The following is a 24,790-nucleotide window of genomic DNA, read 5'->3' as shown; positions in this document are numbered from 1 at the left end:
CCCCCTCTCGCACCGGACCGCTACTTCTACAGAGACAGTCCGGATGTCCGCTGATACAAACTCAGGCCCCGAGTGCGACGAAGGATCGCCCCGCCGCCAGCGCCACCGGATCCCCGCGCGCCGCCGACCGCGCACCGGCGAACGCGGCCGCCAGCGGCTGACCGGCCCGCAGGTTGTCGTGCAGCGCGAGCATCAACGGCGCCGTCGCCGGATCGTTCACCGGTACGACGCTCGCCAGGATCCCCGCCGCGCCCAACGGGATCAGGCTGCTGCTCAACCCCAGCAACTCGTCGGCCCCGACCGGCTTCGCCAGCCCGGAATCGCAACTCGACAAGACCATCCGGTACGGCGCTCTGCGCAGCCGCTCGAAGTCGTACACGGTCAGCGGGCCGTCGTCGAGCCGCAGCGACGAGAACAGCGGACTGTCCGCGCGGAAGGTTCCGTGCGCGGCGATGTGCGCGATCCAGGCACCGTCGAGCTCCCGCAGTACCTTCTCCGCGGTCGCCTCACCGTCGGCGAGGACGGTCGCGTCGGGGTACTTCTTGGCCAGCCGCAGTACCTCGGCCCGACCGGCCGACAAGCCTGGCCCGAGCACCAGCACGACTCGCCGGTCGGCGGGTGGTCGCACTTGCCGGGCGCGCAACCAAGACGCGGCCGAGGGCACAACGTTGACCGGCCGATCGGCCAGCTCCGGTACCAATCCCCACGGCAAAGCCTGCAGGCGAGCAGGCGGCACCATCACCACCGGACGATCCCCGAGCAGCTCCAGCGCCGACCCGAGAATCGCTCCCCCGAGCCGAGCACCCAGCACCTCCAACGACGGCCCCAGCTGCATCTGCCCCCGGCCCTCACCGTTGGACCGTCCAATCACTCGGCCGTTGCCGTTGGGCCGTCCTGGGGAGCGGCCGTGGGCCAGTCGCCGCAACCGGAAACGCGAGCGCTCGACCTCGAGGGCCGCCGCGGCCATCGGCCCGACTTCCCGCCGGGTGATCCGGCCGTCCCGCACCACCACCGCATGCAACACCCCGTCGACCTCGACCAACTCGACGAGCACCGTGTCGCCCAGCGCGCCGACCAACTCGTCCAAGTCGAGCCGCGATGCCCCACCACCCAAGGCAGCACCTTGCGCCAGCAACGCCCGGTCGCGAACGGATTTCTCCAGTCGCCGCCGCTCCTTCTCCAACCCCGGATCGGGATCCGCGTCCGAGCGCCGTACGACATCTCGCAGGGCGGCAAGCTCCGCAGCGAGGTGCGTGTCGTCCGACGACCGCACCGGCGGTACGTCGAGCGCCGTGGCCCGCCATCGCTCGGCCCACACCAGCAATCGCCGCGGATCATCACGCCGTACCGCGTCCCGCAACGCCAGCCCCGCCAACTCGGCACCCTGCCCGGTCGCCAACGCGCGCAACTCGGTCGCACCCATCAACAACCGATGCTCGTCGAGTGCGTCGAGCCCACGACCACACGCCGACAACATGCCGCGCACGTCCGCCCGCGCCTCGGCCCGCAACGCCCTCCCGAGCCAGGCCGCGCTCCGCGCAATCGGCGGGGCGCCTTTCGCGTGCCGGCCGGCCGACTCCAACTGACGATCCGCGGTCCGCGACCGCCCGTCGGCCAGCGCGATCCGCCCCGCCAGCAGATGCGCGGCCGACGCCTCGGAAGATCCCAGCGCATCGAGCCGGCGCGCGACCTCGCTGACCCCTCGCAGCAGACGCGGCCCCCGCTCGCCCGCCTGGTAACGGGCCTCGAGCAACACCAGCGACGACCGCACCGACCACCACTCCCGACGGTGCGCCGAGAACGACCGGCGCGCCCGCTCGGCCCGCTGCCGCGCGGCTTGCGGATCTCCGGCCGCCAACGCGGCCGTCGCCGCTGCGAACAACAGCTCGCCGCGCTTGGTCGCCGTACCGCCGTCGGCATCCATCCGGGCGATCGCCTGGTCCATCTCCGCGAGCGCCTCGGTGCTCAACCCGGCGGCCAGCAGTACGCCGCAGCGGTCGATCGCGAGGTCCGGCCAGACCACGCCGACCGCGGCGAACCGGCGGCCGGCGTCGTCGAGATACCGCAAGGCCGCCGGTAAATCGCCGCGCGCGTACGCGACCAGTCCACGGTTCTGCCGAGCTTCGGCGTACTCGAACTCCTGACCCGTTGCGGCGTACAACTTCTCGGCGACCGCGAAATCCGCGTCCGCCCGTTGCGTCCCGCCCAACGCCAATTGGATGAATCCACGGTAGTTCCGCGACCGCGCTTCCCAGACCTGGTCGCCGGATCGCCGCAACCGGGTGATCGCCGACCGCAGATCGTCGAGCGCCTCCCGATGCCGCCCGAGCACCAGCAGTACGTCGGCCCGCCGCAACAACACCCGCCCGGTCAGCGCACCGCGGCTCAGGTCGACGGCCCGGTCCAGCCGCTCGAGCCCCTCCCGGCTGCGGCCGGCCCGGCCGAGCGTTGCGCCCAACGTGGCAAGGACATCCGCCTCCCGCTCGGACCGCCCGGACTGCTCGGCGAGCCGCAGCGCGGTCCGCAACTCACGCACCGCCCGGGTCACGTCGCCGAGCTGGCGCAGGCCGATGCCCCAGGCCTGGTGCGCGATCGACGCCTCGCGGGCGGCCGGAGCGGCGGCAAGCAGCAGCCGCGCCGACGCGATCGCGTCGTGCGGACGTGACAACGCGAGCGGCAGCAGATTTTCCGCTGCTTCGGCACTCCCCCCGGCCGTCGGCACTCTGGAATGATATCGGTCATTTCGCTGATTCAGAGGGGGAATGCCGGAAATGGAAAATCAAACGACCGAGCGAAAGTACATCGCCCAGATCGAGCTGATTCTCGAGGCGTTCGGGCGCGCGGTCGAGGTTTACCCGGAGGACTGGGAGAAACGCCCGGAAGGGGCCGACTACCTGTATCGGACCGGGGTGGTGCTGGTCCGCGACGAGGACCTCGCCCGAGTGGTCGAACTGTTCGAGGGCGGACGCCCGGCCGAGGGCGGGATCGGCGGCGTCACCCGGCTGCTGCTACCGGACAAGGTCCCGGCCGACGCACCCGAGGATCGTTCGCCCACCCAACGATTCCTGAGACATGCCGATCTGCGGCTCGGTCGCGGCGTGGTCACCCCGGAGCACCTGTTCTACGTGAGCCCGAGTGTCAGCCCGTGCCCGGCCACCGAGCCCGAGGAGGTACCGCCGGGGATCCCACCGGATCCCGTACTACCGACCCCGTTCCTGCCCGCGGGTGCCGCGGACGGTCGCGGGGTGAAGGTCGTCGTACTCGACGTGGGGTGGTCCGACGCGCCGGCGGCGTACTGGCTGAACGGCGTGACGGGTGATCCGGAGAACGCGTTCGACGGGTCCGGGCGAATCCGGCCGTACGCGGGCCACGGGACGTTCATCGCCGGCGTACTGCGGGCGATCGCGCGGAACGTGGAGGTCGTGGTGAAGAGCTACTTCACCGCGGCCGGCGCGATGTGGGAGTTCGACCTCGCGCAGGCGCTGGACGAAGTACTCGATTTGGCGCCGGACATCATCAGCCTGTCGGCCGGGACGCGGACCCGCTTCGACCTGCCGGCGCTCGGGCTGGACGTCTTCATCCAGACCCGGCTGAACCGTGTCAACGGACTCACCCTCGTCGCCGCCGCAGGCAACGAAGCGAGCCGGGACTACTTCTGGCCGGCCGCGTTCCCGGAGACGGTCGGCGTCGGCGCGCTGGCCGACAACGGCCGCGACCGCGCGTCGTTCAGCAACTTCGGCGGCTGGGTCGACGTCTATGCACCGGGCGAGAACCTGGTGAACGCCTTCCTCACCGGCGACTACGAATGCACCGAACCGCCGAACACCGGCCAACTGCGCTCCTTCGCCGGTATGGCGCGCTGGAGCGGTACGTCGTTCGCGACGCCGCTCGTCGCGGGCCTGATCGCCGGCCGGATGTCGGTCACCGGCGAGAACGCGAAGCAGGCCGCCGACGCCCTGCTCGCCTTCGCGTTGTCCCAGCCCGAGCCCGGCACCGGTCCAGTCCTGCGGGCCGGCGACGCATTGGCGTCACTCGAGCAGCTCTAGCTCCACGCTGACGCGGTGCGGGCTCCCGGCCTCATCGGCCAGGCCCCCGCACCGCGTCACCCCCCTCTACGCACCTGCGCGCCGTTCTCCCTCCTGCAACGGCCCGAAGGCTTCCCCCCTATTGCTGCGGAGTCACCCTCGGCCTGCGGTGATACACCGCGTCCCGAGGAAACTTTTCAACGCGCCGGACCCTGCGGATGCTCACAGAGGAACGGCGCCCGGTGCCCGCCGGAGTGGTACTGGTACTGCTTGCCGCCGGCCTCGAGGATCGTCCGGTTCCCCGGCACCAGCGCCTGGGTGTACCGCATCCCGGGCTCCGGGCAGCCGAGGCTGCCGTCCGGCCAGGTGACCTCCTCGGAGCTGACCACCGTCACCTCTGCGGCGGCGACGCCGAGCCGCGTGGCCAGGTCGGCCTTGGCCTGGTCGGCCGGTCCACCTGACGGCACGCTGCTCGACGGGCTGCCTGTCGGGGTATCGCTCATCGAAGGGGTCCCTCCCGATCCGGGGTCATTGCCGCAAGCAACCAGCAGTCCGGCCACCAGCAGCACGACGCTCACTGTGCGCATCACCATCACCTCCCACAGTAGACGCCGGGGGCTGTGCATTCGTTGCAGATGGATCGCACGAATGTTGTTCAGGTGTTGTTTCCCAGCCGTCAGTCCACGGCCTGAAGGATCTGGGCAACTCGGGAACCGCTTTTTCCAAGGAGTCAACACCATGTCAGTCGATCGTCGTTCCGTCCTGCGCGGTGCCGCCGTCGGCGCCGCCGGAGTCGGCATCAGCACCGTCGGCGCGATGCCGACGCTCGCCGAGGCCGCACCCGCGTCGCACGCCGACCGCTCGCCGTTCCCGCAGCACCGGCCCTTCCCGCCGCTGCTCGACGACCCGAAGGGCCTGCTCGCGCTGCCGGCCGGGTTCAAGTACAAGGTCGTCACCCAGGCCGGCCAGACCAAGCTCAAGACCGGCCAGCCGACGCCGACCCTGCACGACGGTACGGCGGTGTTCAGCGCCGGCCAGGGCCGCTACCAGCTGATCCAGAACCACGAGGTCGGCAGCGCCAACGCCCTCGGCGTACCGCCGGTCGAGGGCACCGTCTACGACGCGGGTGTCGGCGCGGCCGGCGGCTGCACGGTCATCGACGTCGACAAGGACGGCAACAACCTCGGCGAGTGGGTCGGCATCTCCGGCACGCTGACGAACTGCGCCGGCGGCCCGACCCCGTGGGGCACCTGGATGACCTGCGAGGAGACCGAGAACAAGGCCAACGGCACCACCCGGCTGAAGGACCACGGGTACGTGTTCGAGGTCTGGGGTGACGGCAAGACCGCGCACCCGGTGCCGCTGAAGGCGCTCGGCCGCTACGCGCACGAGGCGCTCGCGATCGACGAGGACCGGACCCACGTCTACCTGTCCGAGGACGCCTCCGGCCCGAACGGCACCTTCTACCGCTGGTCGGCGCCGCGCGGCTACAAGCTCGGCCCGCGCAGCTGGCAGGACCTGCAGAACAAGGACTTCGGCACCCTCGAGGCGCTGGCCATCCTCGGTGACGACGGCAAGCCGATCCCGGACGTCGCGTACCTGACCTCGGCCCAGCTGCTCCGCCCGTTCCGGGTCAAGTGGATCCCGGTGCCGGACCGCGACGGCGCCACCACGTCGGTCCGCAAGCAGTTCACCGACGGCCAGATCACCCGCGGTAAGAAGTTCGAGGGCGTGTTCGGCACCAAGAAGGGCGTGTACGTCGTCAACTCGTACGCCGAGTCCGGCACCGCCGACCTGCCCGCCGACGCCGTACCGCACGACGGCATGGTCTGGTTCTACGACTACGACGCGCAGACCATCCAGCTGGTCACCTACTTCCCGGAGAACGCCGCCGCGAACAAGGGCCGCGCCGACGTGAAGTACGACGACCTCAACTTCGACGGCCCGGACAACGTCACCGTGACCCCGTGGGGTTCGCTGATCCTCGCCGAGGACGGTCAGGCCAGCAGCCACGTGCTCAGCGCCACGCCGGGTGGCCCGACGTACGCCATCGCCCGGAACATGCTGAACGACTCGGAGTTCACCGGCCCGGCGTTCTCCGAGGACGGCAAGGTGCTGTTCGTGAACATCCAGACGCCGGGGATCACGCTGGCCATCACCGGCCCGTGGCGCGACTACCTCGGCTGAGCGCTCCCAGCAGACTGAGCGGGCGCCCGTCCGGAGCGGCGCGCACCTCGTTCATCAGATAGGAGTAGGCGGTCTCGCGGCCCGGCCAGGCGCCGTGCCGCGAACCGCCCGCTCCGGCGTGACCGAACGCGTCCGCCGGTCCGTCACCGGTCTGCAACTCGAACCCGGCGCCGTAGGCCATCGGACTCCCCCACGTCGGCTCGATGCCGCGCCGGATCTCCTGGCGCCCGAGCTCGACGGTCGCCGGCGCCAGCACCCGAACGCCGTCCACCTCGCCGAGCAGCGACGCGTAGAACCGCGCCATCCCGCGCGCGGTCGCGTACCCACCGACCGCGGCCAGGCCGGCCGATCGGTACTCGTCACTGTTCCAGATCTTCTCGGCACCCGGCACCCACAACGGATTCGGCCCGTCGAACAGCACACCCTCCGGCGCGACCATCGTCGCCGCCCGCCAGTGCAGCTCCGCCGGCAACCCGATCCACACCTCCAGCCCCAGCGGTACGGCGAACTCCGCGGCGAAGAACTGTCCCACGGTGCGACCGTCGACCCGGCGTACCAACTCGTCGAGCAGCCAGCCCCACGTGATCGCGTGGTAGACGAACCCGTCCCGAGGATCGGCCGACGGCGCCTGCGCCGCCAGGTGTGCCGCCATCACGTCGTGGTCGAGAAGGTCGGCGTACCCCGCCTCGACGTGCGGCAGCCGCGCCTGGTGGGACAGCACGTCGGCGATCGTGACGGATTCCTTGCCCTCGGCACCGAACTCGGGCCAGTAGCGGCTGAGCGGATCGGCCGGCCCCACCTGCCCGCGTTGCACCAGCAGCAGGACGCACGCGGTCGTCAACCCTTTGGTGCCCGAGAACATCAGGTGGATGGTGTCGCGGTCCCACGCCCGTCCCGTCTCAGGGTCGGCGGTCCCGCCCCAGAGGTCGACCACCAACCGGCCCTGGTGGTACGCCGCGAACGCCGCGCCGACCTCACCGCGTTCGACGAAGTTGCGCTCGAAGGCCTCGGCCACGCGCTCGAATCCTGCCGCTGTCCACATGACGTTGATAGTACCGATCGTTCTTATCTACGTCCAGATAACACCGATCGGTATTATGGAGTCCGGAGGTGGTGACCCGATGCCGGTCAAGGCAGGTGAACGACTGGACCCGGAGGCGACCAGGGCCCGGATCCTGAAGGCGGCGGCGGACGTGTTCGGCCGCCGCGGGATCCACGCGGCCGGGATCAACGAGGTGGTCGAGGCGGCCGGCGCGTCCAAGCTGACCATCTACAAGAACTTCGGCTCCAAGGAGGGCCTGGTCGAGGCCGTCCTCACCGACCGCACGCACCGGGTCCGCGCCTGGCACCACGAGGCCGTCGCCGCGGCACCGCCCGGCCGCGACCAGGTCCTCGCCGTCTTCGACCTGGTCGCGACCTGGTACGCCGAGTCCGGGTTCCGCGGCTGCGCGATGATGAACGCCGCCACCGAGGACCGCGGGTACGACGGGGCGCCGCGCCGGCTCGCGCGGGACCATCTCACCTTCTACCGCGAACTCTTCGAACGCCTGCTCACCGACGCCGGCGCCCGCGATCCCGAGACGACGGCGCGGCAGTTGGTCGTCGTACTGGAAGGGGCGACGCTGATCAGTGCGGTTGACCAGGATCCGGGGCTCGGTGCGGAGGCGCGGGTCATCGTGGAGACACTGCTCGCCGCGGCATTCTGAGCAGTACGGCGACACAGGCGACGCCCGCTCCGGCCGCGAGACCGAACGCGGCCGGATAGCCCGCGCGGTCCGCGGTCAACCCGCCCAGCGGACCTGCGACCATCACGCCGAAGTCCCAGAACGACGTCATCACGCCCATCGAGACGCCCGGCCGCAGACCACGGACGCGATCGAGCGTCATCGAGACGCAGGCCGGATAGATCAGCGCCATACCGACGCCGGCGAGCGCGGTGAAGACGAGCGCGCCGGCCGGGCCGTCGACTTTTGCGAGGCCGAGCAAGGCAACGATCTCGATCGTGACGGTCGTTGCCGCGACGACGCGTCCGCCGTACCGATCGACCAGTGGGCTGCCGGCGAAGCGCACGATCAGGAAGGCGAGCGCGAAGACGGCGAGGGCGATGTTGTCGACGCCGATCGCGTCGGCTCTCAGTCTGAGGACGAGTAGCGCCGCCACGGTGCCGTAGCAGTAGGCGGCCAGGCCGATGATTGCTCCCGGCAAGGGAACGCCGACGGGGATCAGATCCCGGATACTGCGGATGCGTGTCAGCGGCTCGCTTCGGCCTGGATCGCGACGGGTCGTGAGCACCAGCACCACGGACACGAGCGACAACACCACGACCGCCCACCAGACGACATCCCCACCTGCGCCGCCCGCACCGCCCCCACCACCCGCGCTTCCCGCACTCCCGACGATTGTCGCGAGGACCGGGCCGCCGGCCAATCCGCCCCACATGGACAGGCCGAACCATCCTGCCAGCCGGCCGCGATGGGCCATCCGCGTTCCGGCCAGCACCCAGGGCAACGCCGCCGAGAACAGCGCCGCCTCGCCCGCGCCCATCACCAGTCGCGCGACCAGCAGCACCGCGAGATCCGGCGCCAACAGTTGCCCCAGGCCTCCAAGCGCGGCCAGCACTCCCCCGGTCAGCACGACCGGTCGCGACCTGCCCGCGTCCGCCAGCCGACCGGCGAACGGGCGCCCGAGAGCCGTGGCCAGAAACGCGATCCCGACCGCGGTCCCGCTGGCCAGCGCGCCACCGCCGTACCTGCTCGGCACGTACGACGGCAGCGCCTGCAACGCGGCTCCGAACGCGAGGTATCCACACAGCACCGCTACCCACAACCGCCGAACCGGCACACCCATGGGTCAGATGGTACCGCTTGTTACTATGTCTGTCGCGGCTGATCCCGGAGCACGACCTCACACGCGTAGTGCTGCGAGGCCGTCATCTCGCCGCGGAACCACAGCAGCGGGACCCTCCCCGGATCGCCTGGCGCGACGATCGGCCGGAGATTGTCACCGGTCGAGTTCTCCGTCACTGGTGTCCACGTCCACGTCGCGCCGCCGTCCGCCGTACGGGCGTGGAAGATCTCGTGGTGCTTCAGGGCGGCGCCGTCCCGCGGGTCGATCGGCGTGGAGACGTACAGCGAGTCGAGGTCGTACGGGTCGATCGCGACCAGGCCCGTGTAGTCGTTCTCGTGCGGCAACAGACCGTGGCCCGCCTTGGCGAGTTGGTGAACCTGCCAGGTCCCGCCGGGCGCGAGGCGCGCGTAGAAGAAGCGGTGGTCAGGGACCGGGTGCAGCCGCTCGAAGGCGTCCTCCGGCTTCTCAGGCGTGTCGTGGCGAGCGGTCAGGACCGCCACGATCGTGCCGTCGTCGCCGCGGCGGATGTCGGTCGTCCAGCAGTGCGTCATCGGTTCGCCACCCCAGACCGAGTCGGCGGCGAGGAGAGTGGTCAGCTCGACCTGCGAGGGTGCGTCCGCGTCGAGCGCGACCTCGTCCACGACGGTCCCGTCGGTGCGGTGCAGCGCGCCGGCTTCCAGGTACCCGTGGTAGATCGAGTTGTTGTAGTCGCGCGGGTGGTGGTCGGTCGTGATCAGGTCGACGCGCTTCGGCGTGGAGACGTAGCGGGTGTAGCCGTTGACGTACCCGATCTTCGGGCGCGTGAACAGCTTCCCGGCGTACGTCCAGGTGTCGCCCTCGTCGTCGGACACCAGCGCACACGGGTCGTCGTTCACGGCGCGCGCGAAGCAATAGAGACGGCCGTCGAGCTCGTGCAGGTTCGAGTAGGTGACGCCGCGGCCGCCGGTGAACTCACTCCAGTCGAACGTCTGCTCCGGGCCCCACTTCCGCGGATCGCCGGGCTCGCTCACCCGCCACCGCGTCAGGTCGTCGGTCTTGTGCTTGGTGTAGACCGCCAGCCACCGACCGTCCCGCCGCCGCCACAACGCCGGTACGTCGTGGTCGTCGGCCTCGAACTGCTCATGCAGGACCACGACGTCGGTCGCACCGGACCGCAGATCGACCACGGTCAGCTCGACATTGCCGGCCCGATCAGCGCCACCGGGACCTTCCGGCGCCGCGATCGACCCGACGACGAGGACCCCGTCATTCGGATCGACCAACGCCCGCTCGTCCTGGAACCAGCACCACGCACCGTTGTCATTGATCACCAGAGGCGAAGTCATGGACACCCAGTGTGGCAGAGTTCGACAGCCTTCGGTAAGCGCTTGCCAGCATGTGGTCACCTTGGCGCACGAGAGTTGCTGGAGGCACAGATGTTCCCACCGGCCTTCTCAGCGCGACTCGAGAACCTGCCTCAGCCGCGCGAGATCCTTGGTGTTCGCGCGCCGCATCGCCGCCGCCATCAGCGGCGCCGCAACCCCGGCGAACCCGCTCGGCTCACCCCGATTCCGCAACGTCATCCGCGTGGCGTCCTCGCTCACGGGAGACCACTCGTAGCTCGTCTCCATCGGGAACGGCCCCTGCGCGGTCCGCATCACCAGCCGACGCCCCGGCACCAGTTCGACAACCTCGTACGTATAGGCGAGCCGACGCCCGAGAAAGTGCGCAACAAAGTCCATCCGCGAACCAACCCCGACCGGCGGTTCCGTCTGCCACTGCACCGACTCGATATTCGAGTACCACGCCGGCGCATTGCCCGGATCCCCGACGTACCCCGCCACAACATCAACCGCCCGAGCAATCACGCACTCGGTCACGACATCAACACCCACAACCCGACTCTACGACTCCCTCACGCTTCAACGCCGTACCAGCACGACCGGCCGACCTGCTCCGCCGAGTCGTGAGGAACGGCTCGACAAACCCAACCCCAATTCACGATTCGCCAATCAGGGCACGAACCAAACGCCACGACTCGGCGAACGCGGAGATGGCGCGCGGGCAACCGGCGCTCGAAGCGGGTACTGCGAGAGTTTGCGACAACTCGGAGATCTGTCGGTAGCGGCTGACATGCTCTGGCGCATGACGGAGACTGTGGTTCCGAAGCTGCACCAGTGGACGATCGAGGCACGCGAGTACGCGCGGCACGAGGCGCGGCGCGGGAAGCGGCACGCTTACCAGGAGCTGGTGCCGGAGCGTACGGCGCTGGTGGTCGTCGACATGGTCTCGTTCTTCGTCGAGCACGACGACTACGCGCGCGGCATCGTGCCGAACATCCAAGCGCTCGCCGGCAACCTTCGCTCCCTGGGCGGCACGGTCGCGTGGGTACTGCCCGGGCGCACCGAGATCACCCCCGTGACAGTTGAGTTCCTCGGGCCTGAGATCGCCAGAATGTTCAGCGAATCGGGAGGTACCGGTCCGTTGCGAGACCGCGTCTGGCGCGAATTCGACGTACGGGACGAAGACCTGATCGTGGAGAAGACCGCCACCAGCGCGTTCTTCCCAGGCCGTTGCGACCTGTCGGACCTGCTGGCAGAACGCGGCATCGACACCGTCCTGATCACCGGCACCGTGGCCAACGTCTGCTGCGAATCAACCGCCCGCGACGCCAGCACCGTCGGCTACCGCGTCGTCATGATCGCCGACGCCAACGCCGCCCGCCGCGACCAAGACCTCAACGCCACCCTCCACACCCTCTACCGCACCTTCGCCGACGTCCGCCCCACCGCCGAAGTACTAACTCTCCTCCAACCCCACCCGACCAACCGTTTCTAGCGGAAGTCGCGGGATTTGGTTTGGGCGGCTAGGGGGAGGCGTTGGAGGTGGTCGGCGGAGAGGTTGGTGACTTCGCCGGCGCGTTCTACGCGGCCGCGGATGATCAGGGCGGCGGCGTTGCGGGCTACGGCGGCGTGGCGGTGCCAGCAGCCGACGGTGATGACGATGTTGGCCATGCCGGTCTCGTCCTCGAGGTTCATGAACGTGACGCCGGAGGCGGTCGCGGGGCGCTGGCGGTGGGTGACGACGCCGGCGACGCGGACCCGGGCACCGTTGGGGGCGGCCTTCAGTTCGGCCGCGGACAGGATGCCGTCGGCACGGAGCTGGTCGCGGACGCGTTCCATCGGGTGGTTGGTGGTGGTGATCGAGGTGGACCACAGGTCCGCCATGTCGGCCTCGATGTCGCTCATCCCGGGCAGTGTCGGCGGCGGGCCGGCGGCGGTGATACCGGCCAGCTGTCCCGGGCGTTCCTCGGCTGCCCGGCCGGCTTCCCACAACGCCTGCCGGCGGTCGAGCCCGAAGCAGTCGAACGCTCCCGCGGTGGCCAGCGCCTCGACCTGGGCCGCGGTGATCCCGGTACGCCGGACCACGTCCGCCATCTCGGTGAACGGTCCGCCCCGCTCCCGCTCCTCGACGATCAGCTTCGCGCCCTTCTCCCCCACCGTGCGGACCTCGGCCAGCCCGAGCCGGACCGCGAACACCCCGTCCCGCCGATGACTGGTGGTGTCGAACGGTGCCTTCGGGTCGAACGGACCGACCAGCGGCTGCGGGTCCTCCAGGCACTGCGGCGATCCGGTCGGCCCGGTGCGCTCCTGCCCCTCGACCAGCAACTCCAGCCCCGCGTCGACCCCGGACAGATGCAGGTGCGGACGCCGTACTTCGACACCGTGGCGGCGCGCGTCGGCGACCAGGGACTGTGGTGAGTAGAAGCCCATCGGCTGTGCTCGCAGCAGCGCGGCCAGGAACGCGGCCGGGTAGTGCAGGCGCAGCCACGTGCTGGAGTAGACGAGCAGCGCGAAGCTGATCGAGTGCGACTCGGCGAACCCGAAGTTCGCGAAGGCCTCGATCTTGGCGTAGATCTCGTCGGCCAGGTCACCGGTGATCCCGTTGCGCGCCATCCCGCCGTACAGCTTGTCCTTCAGGGAGGAGATCTTCTCGATGCCGCGTTTGGAACCCATCGCGCGGCGGAGCAGGTCGGCCTCGTCGCCGTCGATCTCGCCGACCGCCATCGCCATCTGCATCAGCTGCTCCTGGAACAGCGGCACGCCCATCGTCCGCTCCAGCACCGGCCGCAGCTTCGCGTGCAGGTACGTGACCGGCTCCTCCCCGGTCCGGCGCCGGATGTACGGGTGCACGGCGCCGCCCTGGATCGGGCCGGGCCGGATCAGCGCGATCTCGGTGACCAGGTCGTAGAACCGGCGGGGTTTCAGCCGCGGCAGCGTCGCCATCTGCGCGCGGGACTCGACCTGGAAGACACCCACCGAGTCGGCCCGGCAGAGCTGGTCGTAGACCCCGGCCTCCTCCCGCGGGATCGTGTGCAGCTCCCACGACTCCCCGATCCGCTCGCGGACCATGTCCAGGCAGTACTGCAGGGCGGCGAGCATGCCGAGCCCGAGCAGGTCGAACTTCACCAGCCCCATCCAGGCGCAGTCGTCCTTGTCCCACTGCAGGACGGTGCGGTCCTCCATCCGGGCGTGCTCGATCGGCACCACCTCGCCGACCGGGCGCTCGGTCAGCACCATCCCGCCGGAGTGGATGCCGAGGTGCCGCGGGAACTTCAGCAGCTCGGTCGCCATCGCCACCACCTGCGGCGGGATGTCGTGCTCGGTCGAGGTGATCTCGGGGCTCCAGCCGTCCACCTGTTTCGACCAGGCGTCCTGCTGACCGACGGAGTACCCGAGCGCCTTGGCCATGTCGCGGACGGCGGACTTCGGGCGGTAGGAGATCACGTTCGCCACCTGGGCCGCGTTGCGCCGGCCGTACTTGGCGTAGACGTGCTGGATGACCTCCTCGCGACGCCCCGAGTCGAAGTCGACGTCGATGTCCGGTTCCTCGGCCCGCGTGGTGGCCAGGAACCGCTCGAACGGCAGGTTGTAGAGGATGCTGTCCACCGCGGTGATCCCGAGCGCGTAGCAGACCGCCGAGTTCGCCGCGGATCCCCTGCCCTGGCAGAGGATCCCGTGGTCGTGGGCGAACCGGACGATGTCCTCGACGATCAGGAAGTACCCCGGGAACCCCTTCTCCTCGATGACGTCGAGCTCCCGCGCCAGCCGCTCATACGCGTCCGGGCGCTGTTCACGTGTCCCGTAACGCTTCAGAGCCCCCCGGAACGTCAGCACCCGCAGCCACGACATCGGCGTCTCCCCCTCCGGTACGTCGCGGAGCGGGAGCTTCGGTTTCGCTCGGGCGAGATCGAACGCGAGCTGGTCGGCCAGCGTCACCGAACGCGCGACCGCCCCGTCGAAGCGCCGGAAGCGGACGGTCATCTCCGCGCCCGACCGGACGAACGCCATCCCGCCCGCCGGCAGCCAGCCGTCCATCGCGTCCAGGTCGCGGCGGGCCCGGACCGCGGCCAGCGCGGCGGCCAGCTTGTGTTTGGCGGGGGTCGCGTAGTGAACGTTGTTCGTAGCAACGACCGGGAGGCCGCGGTCGGCGGCCAGGGCGGCCAGGATCCGGTTCCGGGTGGTGTCGGCGGGGAGGTGGTGGTCCATCAGCTCGACGACCACTCGGTCCTTGCCGAACAAGGTGGTGAGCCGGTCCAGCTCGCGCCCCGCGGCGGCCGGGCCGTCGGCGCGTCCACCGAGCTCGAGCGCCTGCCGGACCAGCCCCTTGCGGCAGCCGGTCAGGATCATCCAGTGGTCCTTCCCGCGCGCTGCCAGCTCCTCCAGGTGGTAGACCGGCTTCCCCTTCTCGCCACCGGCCAGCTGCGCTTCAGTGATCTCACCGGCGAGCTTGTGATACCCCTCCTGTCCCTCGGCCAGCACCAGCAGATGACTGCCCTCCGGATCGGCCACGCCGTTCTGCGGGCCGGTCAGCTCCAGCGACAGCTCCGCGCCGAACACGGTGGGCAGCGAGTACGCCGCGGCGGCCTCGGCGAACCGCGCCGCGCCGTAGAACCCGTCGTGATCGGTCAGCGCCAGCGCGTGCAGCCCTTGCCGGACGGCGGCCTCGACCAGGTCCTCCGGCTGGGAGGCGCCGTCCAGGAAGGAGAAGTTCGAATGGACATGCAGCTCGGCATAAGGCACCGCGTGGTCAGGGCGGTGGACGGGCTCGGGCACATAGGGCCCGCGGTGCTGGGACCAGGCCGGGCTGTCTCCGCCGTCAGCGGTGACAGGACGGCCGCCGTGGCTGCCCGGGCGGTGGCGGTCGGACAGCTTCCGCTCCAGCTCCGACCACTTGATCGGCGGATTGTTGTATCCCATCGCACACCTCCATCCGAGATCAAGAATAGAACACTTGTTCGAAGGACCAAAATCGGTGGCCCACCCGACGGCGCGGTTGGTACCGTTCTGTGGTCCGTGACATCACACCTGGAGGTGAGGCCCCGATGAACGCTGCAACGCAGTGGGTGCTCCCCCTCTCGTGGTCACGGGCGGGCTGACGTAGGTGTCGTCGGGAGCGCCCCCAGAAGCTCCCGAAAGGAACACCGATGAACTCTTTGCCTTTCAGTCCGGGCGTTCACGCCCACAAGGTGACCGTCTCACGCGTCGCCGACAATCAATGGCATGCGATCGAGAACGACCTGGTCGTCGGTCGCGGCCACGCCAGCCGTCGGCTCGACGGCCGAACCTTCCTCAGCATCGACACCTGGCGGGACGAGGTCTTCGACCGGCTCGCCGCCGCGATCCTGGCCGACCAGCCGGCCCCGCGCTACACGGTTGTCGACGCGACCGACCACGACCTCACAGCCCAGTGGATCCGCGCCGGGTTCACGATCTGGCGGCGCGAGGCGGAGTACGCCGTACCCACAACACCAACTGCCACGACATCTGGGCTGTCCATCCTGACCGGTGACGACGTGGCCGAGGCGCCGTTGCGCGAGCTGGACCAGGCGATTCGCGCCGAGGTCGGGTCCACCGTCGGATGGCACACGATGCCCGCAGAGGTCCTGCCCTGGCAAGGTGGGACGAGACCGCTCGACCCGTCGAAGTACACCGTCGCGGTCCGGGACGGTCGGTACGTCGGCCTGCTCCGGCTCGCGACGATGACCCGACTCCCGCGGATCGGACTGGTCGCGGTCCTCGCCGCCGAGCAACGATGCGGGATCGCCCGGGCCTTACTGGCTCACGCCCTGACCCAACTGCACCACTCCGGCAAGGAAGCGGCGACGGCAGAGGTCGACGAGACCAACACCGCCGCGACAAGGCTGTTCGAAGGTTTCGGCGCCCACCGAACGGGCGGCAGCCTGGAACTGGTCAGCGGACCGGGAAAGGCCTGACGATGCCCAGAACAGCAGGCGGTCTCGAGATGGAAGGCACCGTCGTCGAGTGCCTCCGGAACGCCAACTTCCGGGTCGAACTCAGCAACGGTCACCGGGTCCTCGCGCACATCAGCGGGAAGATCCGGAAGAACTACATCAAGATCCTCCCCGAGGACCGCGTCCTGGTAGAACTCAGCCCCTACGACCTGACCCGGGGCCGGATCATCTTCCGCTACCGCAACTGAGTCCGGCCGGGCGCACCGTGTCGTCCATCGCACACACCTCCTGTCGACATCAAGACTAGAACATATGTTCGACAAGGCGGTAATCTGAAAACATGCTTGGTCGGTTCACGGTGCGCCCGTCCGACGACGGAACCAACAGGTTCGGCGTCTGGGACGGTGCGGTCAACGGGTGGCGTGCAACAGGGATCGACGACGAGACGGAGGCCCGGCAGGTGGCCTCCGATCTCGACGTCCAGTACGACGCCCACGGGCCCCGGCCCGCGGACGCGATCCGCAAGGTCGATCCCAGCCAGTCGGTCCAGCGCGCCACCTGGGCGGCCGGCGAGCTCGACATCTGGATCCGCGACAACGGCGAATGGCTCGGCCGCTTCCGCGACAAGGACGGCGAGATCGCCTGGGTCCCGGGCTCGGACCTCAGACCGCTCTAGGCGCGGGTGAGCAGCAACCAGGTCGGAGTACGCCGTGGGTGTAGCCGGCGCCGAGCGCGAGCAGCAGGATGCCGACCAGCGTGCCGAGCGACCCGTCGAGCGCGATCAGCAGGGCGCTGGTCACGCTGGGCTCAGCGGGGACTGTTCGGTGTGGGCTTCCCCGAGGCCGGGGGTTTCGGGTTGCCGATCATCTTGCGCGGCGGGTTGGCGAAGCGTTCGACCGGGAGGCCGTGCAGGGCGCCCTGCATCGCGGTCTCCCACAGCGGACCGGCCGTACCGGAGCCGGTCGGGTCGACGATGTCCTGACCGCCCAGCGTGTGGCCGTACATCAGGTTCGTGTACGGCAGGTTCGCGTCGGCGACGACCGCGGCGGCGGCGAGATTCGGGGTGTAGCCGGAGAACCACACGGCCAGGTTCTGCTGGATCGTCCCGGTCTTGCCGGCCATGTCGCGGGTACCGAACCGCAGGTGGCCACCAGTACCGCCCGGCATCATCACCGCGCTGAGAACCCGGTTGACCCCGTCCGCCACCGCGCGCGGCAGCACCTGCTTGCAGTCGAAGCCGGGACCGGGAATCGCCTTTCCGGACTTGTCCCGCACCGAGGTGACGACCAGCGGGTTGCAGTACTTCCCGCGCGCCGCGAACGTGGCGTACGCGTTCGACAGCATCAGCGGCGTCACGTACCCGACGCCCAGCGTCATCGACACCACCTGGTCGAGCGGCCCCATCGTCTGCGCGTTGTACATCCCGAGCCGGGACGCGATCTTCGCGATCGCGCACAGACCGGTCCGCTGCGACAGCTGCAGGAAGTAGGTGTTGGTCGAGAACCGCGCCGCCTCGACCATCGTCAGGTCACCGCTGTGCGTCGAGTTCTTCGGCGTGTACGTCGGGTCGCGGGTCGTGCCGTGACAGGTCTTGAACTTCGTGTTCCGCAGGTCGATCTGCTCCGGCGAGTTGATCCGGTAGTCCATCGGGATGCCCTTCGCCAGGGCCGCCGCGATCGTGAACGCCTTCATCGTCGAGCCGTTCTGGAACCCGCCGTACCCACCGGCGTACGACTTCTCGACGTTGTAGTTGTAGTTCGTGTGGTAGCGCCCGTTGCCGTACGGACGGCTCTGCACCATCGCCTTGACCAGGCCGGTGCCCGGCTCGACGACGGTGATGGCAGCGATCGCGCTGTCCTTGCGCTTGGTGTGCTTCACGATCGACGCCTGGGCGGCCGCCTGGATCCGCGGGTCGATCGAGGTCCGGATCAACAGGCCGCCGGTCTTCAGGTAGTGGTCGCGGTCCTTGACGGTCGCGCCGAGCTCCGGATTGGCCAGCAGCTTGGAGACCACGTAGTCGCAGTAGAACGGGTACCGCGAGTTGGCGCACCCGTTCGGCACCGGTTCGACCGCGGCCAGGTCGATGACGGGCGTGCGGAGCGCCTGGTTCGCCTGCCGGAGGGTGATCGCGCCGAGTTCGTGCATCCGTTTGATCACCACGTCCCGGCGGGCCCGGGACCGTTGCAGGTCGTTGGTCGGGTCGTACCCGCTCGGGTTCTTCACCAGGCCGGCCAGCAGCGCCGCCTGCGGGAGCGTGAGCTTGTCGGCGGTGGTCCGGAAGTAGTGCTGCGCCGCGGTCTGGACGCCGTACGCGCCGTCGCCGAAGTTCGCCAGGTTCAGGTACCGCTCGAGGATCTCGTCCTTGGACAGCTCGCTCTCGACGGCGATCGCGTACCGCAGTTCGGTGAGCTTGCGCTCGTACGAGACCTCGGTCGCCTTCTGCCGCTCGGCCGCCGTCCGCGCCTTCTCGACCAGGCTCATCTTCACGTACTGCTGGGTGATGCTCGACCCGCCCTGCTGGACCTCGCCGCCGGTCGAGTTCCGCACCATCGCGCGCAGCGTGCCCTTCAGGTCCAGCGCGCCGTGGTCGTAGAACCGGGAGTCCTCGATCGCGACGATCGCCTTGCGCATGATCGGGCTGACCGTGCCCAGCCGGACCGGGACCCGGTTCTGTTCGTAGAGGGTGGCGATCAGCGAGCCGTCCGCGGCCAGGATGCGGCTGCGGACGGCGAGCGGATCGGTCTGGAATTCCTTCGGAAGGTTCTGGACGGTCCCCGCGACCTCAGCCGCACCACGTCCGGCGAAGCCCGCGAACGGCACCGCCAGCCCGGCCGCGAGCGCACCCGAAAGTACGCTCACGCCGATGAACGTGATCAACGACCGAGCCCGACTGCGACCGCCCCTGTCGGTACGCACCCTTCCAGGCTAGAGGAATCATCACAGTCCGGGTACCCCGGAATTGATTGCCTCGATCAACTGTGGCCGCAACTCGGCCGCGCTGATCACCGCGTCGACGGACCCGACCTCGCGGGCCCGCTGGATACTGTGCACCCGGTCGAACTCGGCCGCGACCTCGCCCAGTTTCTCCGCCCGGACGACGGTTCGGACGTCCGCGAGCTCGGTCGCCAGCGCCGCGCGCTCGGCTCCGGTCGCCTCGCCGACCCGCTCCGCGAGCGTCGCGACCCGCGGGTCTGCGGCCGTCCGCGCGTCGACCTCGGCCGCGAAAACGACCGCCGCGGCCGGCGCGCCGCCGAGTACGGAGGCGAACGAACCCTCCACCGCGAGCACCGTCATCGACGGATTCAGCGACTTCGAGAACACCACGAACGCGCCGCCGTGGTACCGCGAGACCACGCAGAAAACGATCGGTCCCCGGAAGTTCACGATCGCGCGCCCGATCTCCGCGCCGTACTCCAACTGCAGGTTGCGCATCGAGTCCGGCGAGCCGTCGAATCCGGACAGGTTCGCGAGCACCACCAGCGGCCGGTTGCCGCTGGCGGAGTTGATCGCCCGCGCGACCTTCTTAGACGACCGCGGGAACAACGTGCCCGCGGTGTAGGTGTCCGGGCCGTCGGTGGGCGGGAAGCCCCGGCGCGGCACCGACCGGGACTCGATCCCGACCAGACAGACCGGGTACCCACCGAGGCGCGCGTCCTGCACGACCGCGGTGTCGGCGTCGGCCATCCCGGCCCAGCGCTCCAGCACGGGGTGGTCCTGGTCGGTCACCGCCCGCATCAGGGTGCGGATGTCGAAAGCCTTCTTGCGGTCCGGGTTCGTCGCCGCCGAGAAGATCTCACCGATCGTCTTGAAGTCGCTCCCGGCGACATCGTGCGGGTACGGCGTGACGTCGCGATCGACCGGGTCGGTCGTGACCGCGCGCCGTGGACCGTTCTCGCCCGGCAGGACGTAGGTGTGGTCGTAGTGCGTCATCAGCACGTCCCGGGCGCCCTTCAGGTCCGGCGCCCAGTACTGCGCCTGGCCGTTCGGGCCCATCACCCGGTCGTACCCACCGATACCGAAGTTGTCCTCGGCCGAGACGCTGCCGGAGAAGTCGAGCGTTTGCTTGCCGGTCAGCACCATCGCGCTGTCCGGCGTCATCACCAGGATGCCCTTGGTGTGCATCAGCATCGTGGCCTCGGCGTTCCAGTACGGCTGCGCGCCGACGTTGATGCCCGCGACCACGACGTTGATCTCGCCGCCGGCCTGGGTGAACTCGACGATCCGCTTCAGCGCCTTCGCGACCCAGTCCATGTTCTCGGTGCCGGAGTCCATCGAAATCCGGGCACCGGCGGACAGCGAGTACCACTCGACCGGGACCTGCATCCGCTCGGCCAGGTCGAGGGCCGCGATGATCCGCGAGCACTCCGCCTCGGCGACCGCACCGAGCGCCTTCGTCGGGTCGCCGCTGAGCGCCACCCGGGTGACGCCCTCGGGGTACCGGTCGGTCGGCGTGGTGACGAGGCCGAGGATCACGCCGGCCTTGTTCAGGCCCTTCGGCCGGTCGACCGGGACCAGGTTGCCGCTGTCGTCGAGGTCGTGCTCGACGAACCTGCCGCCCTGGCCGGCGACCATCCCGCTGACCTCGTACGGGTAGATCGTGTTCCGCCGCCGGGACCGCTGCACCTTCTGCGCGTAGTCGTCGAGCGGCAACAGCCGACCGGTCGGCGGCTGCTCCACCGACGTCACGACGCCGGCGCCGTGCTGGTAGTAGAACCGGGCCGTGACCGGGTTGATCGTGCCGTCCGGGGCCGCGACGCGACCCTGGACCAGGACCTCCTCGATCCCGGCGCCGGCGGTCAGCGGGGCGATGTTGCGCTGCAGCGCGGTCACCTCGTCGACCTGCGCCTCGACCACCGGCCAGATCTGCACCCAGACGTGGTTCATGTCGAGCTTCGCGCCCGCCGCGCCGCGCGCCGTCCGGGCCCGGCGGATCGCCTCCAGGCAGTTCGCGATCGCACGCTCGGCGTGCGGCAGCGACGTGACCTGGCCGTCCTCGTCGCGGACGACCGCGAACTGACGGACCTGGGCCAGCGCGACGAGCCGCCGGTCGGCCTCGTTGTCGCGGGCGACGCAGTAGTACAGGAGTACGTCGTCCGGCGCGTCCAGGCGGGTGATCCGGAAGTCGCGCAGTCGCCACAGGTTCAGGCGGCGGCCGACCATCGGGTGCACGCCGCGGACGTTGTCGTCCTCGGCCATCGAGCCGCCCGCGGGGCGGTAGGTGAAGTAGGACACCGGCTTGCCGTGGCCCGGGGCGATCGCGACCGAGATCCGGCGTACCCGCTGGGCGATCGGCAGGTCGGCGACCAGCCGGCGGTAGCGGTCGGAGGCCTCCTGCTGGGACTCGGGCAGCTCCGGGCCGTGCAGGTAGAGCTCGACGACCGCCTCGTGACCCGCCGTACGGGCGTCGATCTGCGCGGTCAGCGCCCGCGACAGGTCGCTGTCGGGGTCGGCGAGCTCGGCCACCGTGCCGACCGTCGTGACCAGGTGACTCGGCTTCTCGTCGATCGAGTAGCTGGCGGTCGCGAACGGCCGCCCGTCGACCGCGAACTCCCGCAGGTCGTGCAGCTCGTACTCGCGGTAGTGCCGCCGGACAAGCACCGCGAGCATCGGCTCGCGCTCGCTCCAGCCGCCTTCCAGCCGCTCGGCGAGGAACCGGACGATCGGCTCCGGGATCGCGGCCAGCGCGTCCACCCGCTGCTGCCGGTCCGGCGCGTCCGGGTTCGCGGCCAGGTCGGCCACCTCGTCACCGACACCCGCGATGATCGACGCCCGCTCGGCGTCCACCTGCGGCTGGTCGAACCAGCGGAACCGGACACTCCGTGCCAGGTCCCCGACCACCGGGAACCGCAGCTGCGTGGCCAGCACCAACCGGTCCAGCAGTTCGTGCACCGACTCGCCGTACGGCGTCTCCGGCAGTGGCTCGGCGATCCACCGCTGGAGCACCGACGTCACGATCAGTACGTCGGGAGTCGAGCGCAACTGTGCCAGGAAGATCCGGAAGACCGCCTCCTCCAGCTCCGGGCTCCGCTCCAGCGCAGTCACACCGTAGTGACTCAGCACCCGCGTCAGACGCCCCTGGAACTCGGCCGGCAACCCACCACGGTCCGGGTCCAGGCTCTGCAGGTAGGTGTAGAAGTACTCGCGCGGGCTGTGCACCCGGTTCTCGATGCTGGTGTCCGCTCCGGCGGGCCGGTTCCGGCTCAGCTCGGCGAAGTCCGCGAACACCGTCAGCAGCTCGATCTCGGCGCCGACGGGCGGCCCGGACTGCTGGTGCGCGAGCTCCGACCGGGCAGCGAGGTAGTCGGCCAGCATGCCGCCCTCGTCCTGCGGGTCGATGTCGAACCCGAGCAGCATGCTCCGCAGGTCGTCCAGCCCGCGCTCGACGCGCTCGACGGCGGACTTCTCCCCCGTCCCGTTCGGCAGGTCCAGCTCGACGCCGTTCTGCACCGGAGCAGCCGCCTCCGCGGCACCCTCGTCGGCGGCCGGCTCCAAGCGGAGCAGCGGCGCACCGGTCTCGACCTGGCTGCCGGTCGAGACCTGCAGCTCCTTCACGGTCGCCTTGAACGGCGCGTACAGCACCGTCTCCATCTTCATGCTCTCCAGCACCAGCACGGGCGCGCCGGCCTCGACCTCGGCCCCCGCCTGCACCGGCGTCGCCACCACGAGCGCCGGCGCGGGCGAACGCAGTACGCCGCCCTCGTCGCGGCTCACGCGGTGGGTCACGCCGTCGACCTCGACCAGGTGCACCGGGCCGTGGGTCGCGGTGACGAGTCGGAACCGCTGCCCTCCGACCAGTAGCCGGCTCGTGTACTCGTCCAGGCGCTCCAGCTCGGCGTCCACCATCTTCAGGTGGTCGTTGCCGTTGCCGACACCGACCCGGAACCGGTCCGGACCGATCCGCGCCACGGTCACCCGGTAGCTCGCGCCGCGCAGCTTCAGGTCGATCGCGCGACCGACCTCGTGCTGCACCTGCGGACGGCCGCCGTGCGCGGTCTCGAAGAGCCGGATCCGCTCGACCTGCTCGGCGTCCTCGTACCCCTCGATCGCGGCCGCGACCAGCGCAACGCCGGAGTGCCGGTGCGATACCAGGCGGCCCTCGCCGCGGACCCGGTCGATCCAGCCGGTGTCCGCGCTGCCGTCGATCACCTCGGGCTGGTCGAGCAGGTCGAGGATGAAGCTCTTGTTGGTCGCACCGCCCTCGATCAGCACGGTGGTCGCCTGCATCGCCCGCCGCAGCCGCGCCATCGCCTCCTCGCGGGTCCGGCCGTAGCCGATGATCTTCGCGATCATCGAGTCGAAGTCGGCGGGGATGCTGTCGCCGGCGCTGACGCCGGTGTCGACCCGGATCCCCGGACCGGCCGGCAGGTCGAGGACGGTGATCCGCCCCGGCGACGGCGCGAAGTCGCGGTCCGGGTCCTCGGCGTTCAGCCGGGCCTCGACCGCGTGGCCGCTCTCGAGCGGCTTGCTGCCCTCCAGCCGGCCGCCCGACGCGACGTGCAGCTGGGCCTTCACCAGGTCGAACCCGGTGGTCAGCTCGGTGATCGGGTGCTCGACCTGGAGGCGGGTGTTCACCTCGAGGAACGCGAACGACTTCTCGCCCGGGTGGTACAGGAACTCGACGGTCGCGGCGCCCTGGTAGCCGACCGCGAGCGCCAGCCGCTCAGCGGACGCCTTCAGGTCCTCGACCTGGGACGCGGCGAGCAGCGGCGAGGCCGACTCCTCGATCACCTTCTGGTTGCGGCGCTGCACCGAGCAGTCGCGGACGCCGAGCGCCCACGCCGTACCTTGGCCGTCGGCGATCACCTGGACCTCGACGTGCCGGGCACCGGTGACGAGGCGTTCCAGGAAGACGATGCCGCTGCCGAAGGCGCGGGCCGCCTCGTCACTGGTCCGCGCGTACGCGTCGGACAGCTCGTCCGCGGAGCGCACCACCCGGATGCCGCGGCCACCGCCGCCGGCCGTTGCCTTGAGCATCAACGGGTAGCCGATCCGCTCGGCCGCCTCGAGCGCGGCGTCCAGCGATTCGACCGCCCCGCGGCTCCAGGGTGCGACCGGTACGCCGACCTCCTCGGCGATCAGCTTCGAGCCGATCTTGTCGCCGAGCTTGCGCATCGCCTCGGCCGACGGGCCGATGAAGGTCACGCCGATCCGCTCGCACAGCTCGCCGAACGCCGGGTCCTCGGCGACGAAGCCCCAGCCGACCCAGGCCGCGTCGGCCCCGGTCTCGCGGAGCGCGCGCTCCAGGACCGCGAGGTCCAGGTACGGCCGGGCCGACGCCGGGCCGAGCGGGTACGTGATGTCCGCCGCCCGGACGAAGGTCGCGGCACGCTCGCCGTCGGTGAACAAGGCCACGGTCTCGATCGGGTCACCGCCTTCGGCGTTGACTTCCCGGACCGCGTTGATCAGCCGCATCGCGGCTTCTCCCCGGTTCACTATTGCGATACGCTTGAACACCGACCGCCTCCATGTCTCACCCTGAGCTTCGCGGGCAGACCTC

17 protein-coding genes are annotated in these 24,790 nt (G+C 70.0%); 7 read left to right on the top strand and 10 right to left on the bottom strand.

From position 1 onward, the window contains the following. Nucleotides 1–61: 61 nt before the first annotated feature. A complete protein-coding gene (locus tag AC0662_RS03620) occupies nucleotides 62–2,722 on the bottom strand; it encodes a CHAT domain-containing protein (RefSeq protein WP_478298262.1) in 2,661 nt (886 codons plus the stop codon). Between the two features lie 49 nt (nucleotides 2,723–2,771). Between AC0662_RS03620 and AC0662_RS03615 the strand changes: the two genes are divergently transcribed. Then, a complete protein-coding gene (locus AC0662_RS03615; RefSeq protein ID WP_478298260.1) occupies nucleotides 2,772–4,046 on the top strand; it encodes a S8 family peptidase in 1,275 nt (424 codons plus the stop codon). 176 nt (nucleotides 4,047–4,222) lie between these two features. Here AC0662_RS03615 and AC0662_RS03610 read toward each other — a convergent pair whose 3' ends face one another. Continuing rightward, nucleotides 4,223–4,528, bottom strand: a complete 306-nt coding sequence (locus AC0662_RS03610) for a hypothetical protein (protein ID WP_478298258.1) — start codon at nucleotides 4,526–4,528, stop codon at nucleotides 4,223–4,225. Between the two features lie 235 nt (nucleotides 4,529–4,763). Here AC0662_RS03610 and AC0662_RS03605 point away from each other — a divergent pair, with 235 nt between their 5' ends. Further along, nucleotides 4,764–6,212: an alkaline phosphatase PhoX gene (locus tag AC0662_RS03605; RefSeq protein ID WP_478298256.1), complete on the top strand. Its 1,449-nt coding sequence runs from the start codon at nucleotides 4,764–4,766 to the stop codon at nucleotides 6,210–6,212. Here AC0662_RS03605 and AC0662_RS03600 read toward each other — a convergent pair. Continuing rightward, nucleotides 6,181–7,254: a serine hydrolase domain-containing protein gene (locus AC0662_RS03600; RefSeq protein ID WP_478298254.1), complete on the bottom strand. Its 1,074-nt coding sequence runs from the start codon at nucleotides 7,252–7,254 to the stop codon at nucleotides 6,181–6,183. The two genes, AC0662_RS03605 and AC0662_RS03600, sit on opposite strands and share 32 nt — an antisense overlap. A gap of 79 nt (nucleotides 7,255–7,333) precedes the next feature. Between AC0662_RS03600 and AC0662_RS03595 the strand changes: the two genes are divergently transcribed. Next, entirely contained in the window at nucleotides 7,334–7,918 is a 585-nt protein-coding gene (locus AC0662_RS03595; RefSeq protein ID WP_478298252.1) for a TetR/AcrR family transcriptional regulator, read from the top strand. On the opposite strand, the gene AC0662_RS03590 is transcribed toward AC0662_RS03595, so the two are convergent. The 3 genes from AC0662_RS03590 to AC0662_RS03580 form a co-directional block, all read right to left on the bottom strand. Continuing rightward, the gene (locus AC0662_RS03590) at nucleotides 7,884–9,059 is read right to left on the bottom strand and encodes an MFS transporter (protein WP_452198798.1); all 1,176 of its coding nucleotides are present in this window, start codon (nucleotides 9,057–9,059) and stop codon (nucleotides 7,884–7,886) included. The two genes, AC0662_RS03595 and AC0662_RS03590, sit on opposite strands and share 35 nt — an antisense overlap. Before the next feature lie 23 nt (nucleotides 9,060–9,082). Next, complete coding sequence (locus tag AC0662_RS03585; RefSeq protein WP_478298249.1) at nucleotides 9,083–10,384, bottom strand: BNR-4 repeat-containing protein; 1,302 nt, start codon at nucleotides 10,382–10,384, stop codon at nucleotides 9,083–9,085. A gap of 108 nt (nucleotides 10,385–10,492) precedes the next feature. Continuing rightward, entirely contained in the window at nucleotides 10,493–10,933 is a 441-nt protein-coding gene (locus AC0662_RS03580) for an SRPBCC family protein (RefSeq protein ID WP_478298247.1), read from the bottom strand. 250 nt (nucleotides 10,934–11,183) lie between these two features. Here AC0662_RS03580 and AC0662_RS03575 point away from each other — a divergent pair, with 250 nt between their 5' ends. After that, nucleotides 11,184–11,876 carry an isochorismatase family protein gene (locus AC0662_RS03575; RefSeq protein WP_478298245.1) on the top strand — a complete coding sequence of 231 codons (693 nt, stop codon included), beginning with the start codon at nucleotides 11,184–11,186 and terminating at the stop codon, nucleotides 11,874–11,876. On the opposite strand, the gene AC0662_RS03570 is transcribed toward AC0662_RS03575, so the two are convergent. Next, nucleotides 11,873–15,298, bottom strand: a complete 3,426-nt coding sequence (locus tag AC0662_RS03570; protein WP_452198791.1) for an error-prone DNA polymerase — start codon at nucleotides 15,296–15,298, stop codon at nucleotides 11,873–11,875. The two genes, AC0662_RS03575 and AC0662_RS03570, sit on opposite strands and share 4 nt — an antisense overlap. Before the next feature lie 227 nt (nucleotides 15,299–15,525). Here AC0662_RS03570 and AC0662_RS03565 point away from each other — a divergent pair, with 227 nt between their 5' ends. The 3 genes from AC0662_RS03565 to AC0662_RS03555 all read left to right on the top strand — a co-directional run bounded on the left by AC0662_RS03565 (nucleotide 15,526) and on the right by AC0662_RS03555 (nucleotide 16,969). Continuing rightward, nucleotides 15,526–16,314 carry a GNAT family N-acetyltransferase gene (locus tag AC0662_RS03565; RefSeq protein WP_452198789.1) on the top strand — a complete coding sequence of 263 codons (789 nt, stop codon included), beginning with the start codon at nucleotides 15,526–15,528 and terminating at the stop codon, nucleotides 16,312–16,314. Nucleotides 16,315–16,316: 2 nt separating this feature from the next. After that, the gene (infA, locus tag AC0662_RS03560) at nucleotides 16,317–16,541 is read left to right on the top strand and encodes a translation initiation factor IF-1 (protein ID WP_452198787.1); all 225 of its coding nucleotides are present in this window, start codon (nucleotides 16,317–16,319) and stop codon (nucleotides 16,539–16,541) included. A gap of 92 nt (nucleotides 16,542–16,633) precedes the next feature. Beyond that, nucleotides 16,634–16,969, top strand: coding sequence for a hypothetical protein (locus AC0662_RS03555; RefSeq protein WP_452198786.1), 336 nt, complete (start codon nucleotides 16,634–16,636; stop codon nucleotides 16,967–16,969). Here the strand turns inward: AC0662_RS03555 and AC0662_RS03550 are convergent. The 3 genes from AC0662_RS03550 to AC0662_RS03540 form a co-directional block, all read right to left on the bottom strand. Then, nucleotides 16,956–17,093, bottom strand: a complete 138-nt coding sequence (locus AC0662_RS03550) for a hypothetical protein (protein ID WP_452198784.1) — start codon at nucleotides 17,091–17,093, stop codon at nucleotides 16,956–16,958. The two genes, AC0662_RS03555 and AC0662_RS03550, sit on opposite strands and share 14 nt — an antisense overlap. Before the next feature lie 7 nt (nucleotides 17,094–17,100). Continuing rightward, a complete protein-coding gene (locus AC0662_RS03545; protein ID WP_452198782.1) occupies nucleotides 17,101–19,152 on the bottom strand; it encodes a transglycosylase domain-containing protein in 2,052 nt (683 codons plus the stop codon). Nucleotides 19,153–19,230: 78 nt separating this feature from the next. Next, nucleotides 19,231–24,705 (bottom strand): ATP-binding protein, encoded by a 5,475-nt coding sequence (locus AC0662_RS03540; protein ID WP_452198780.1) that lies wholly within the window; start codon nucleotides 24,703–24,705, stop codon nucleotides 19,231–19,233. Between the last annotated feature and the right edge of the window lie 85 nt (nucleotides 24,706–24,790).

This window comes from Kribbella sp. NPDC043289 (assembly GCF_056436705.1).
The sequence above is the reverse complement of the archived record's forward strand: the minus strand, read 5'-3'. Positions and strand labels throughout refer to the sequence as shown.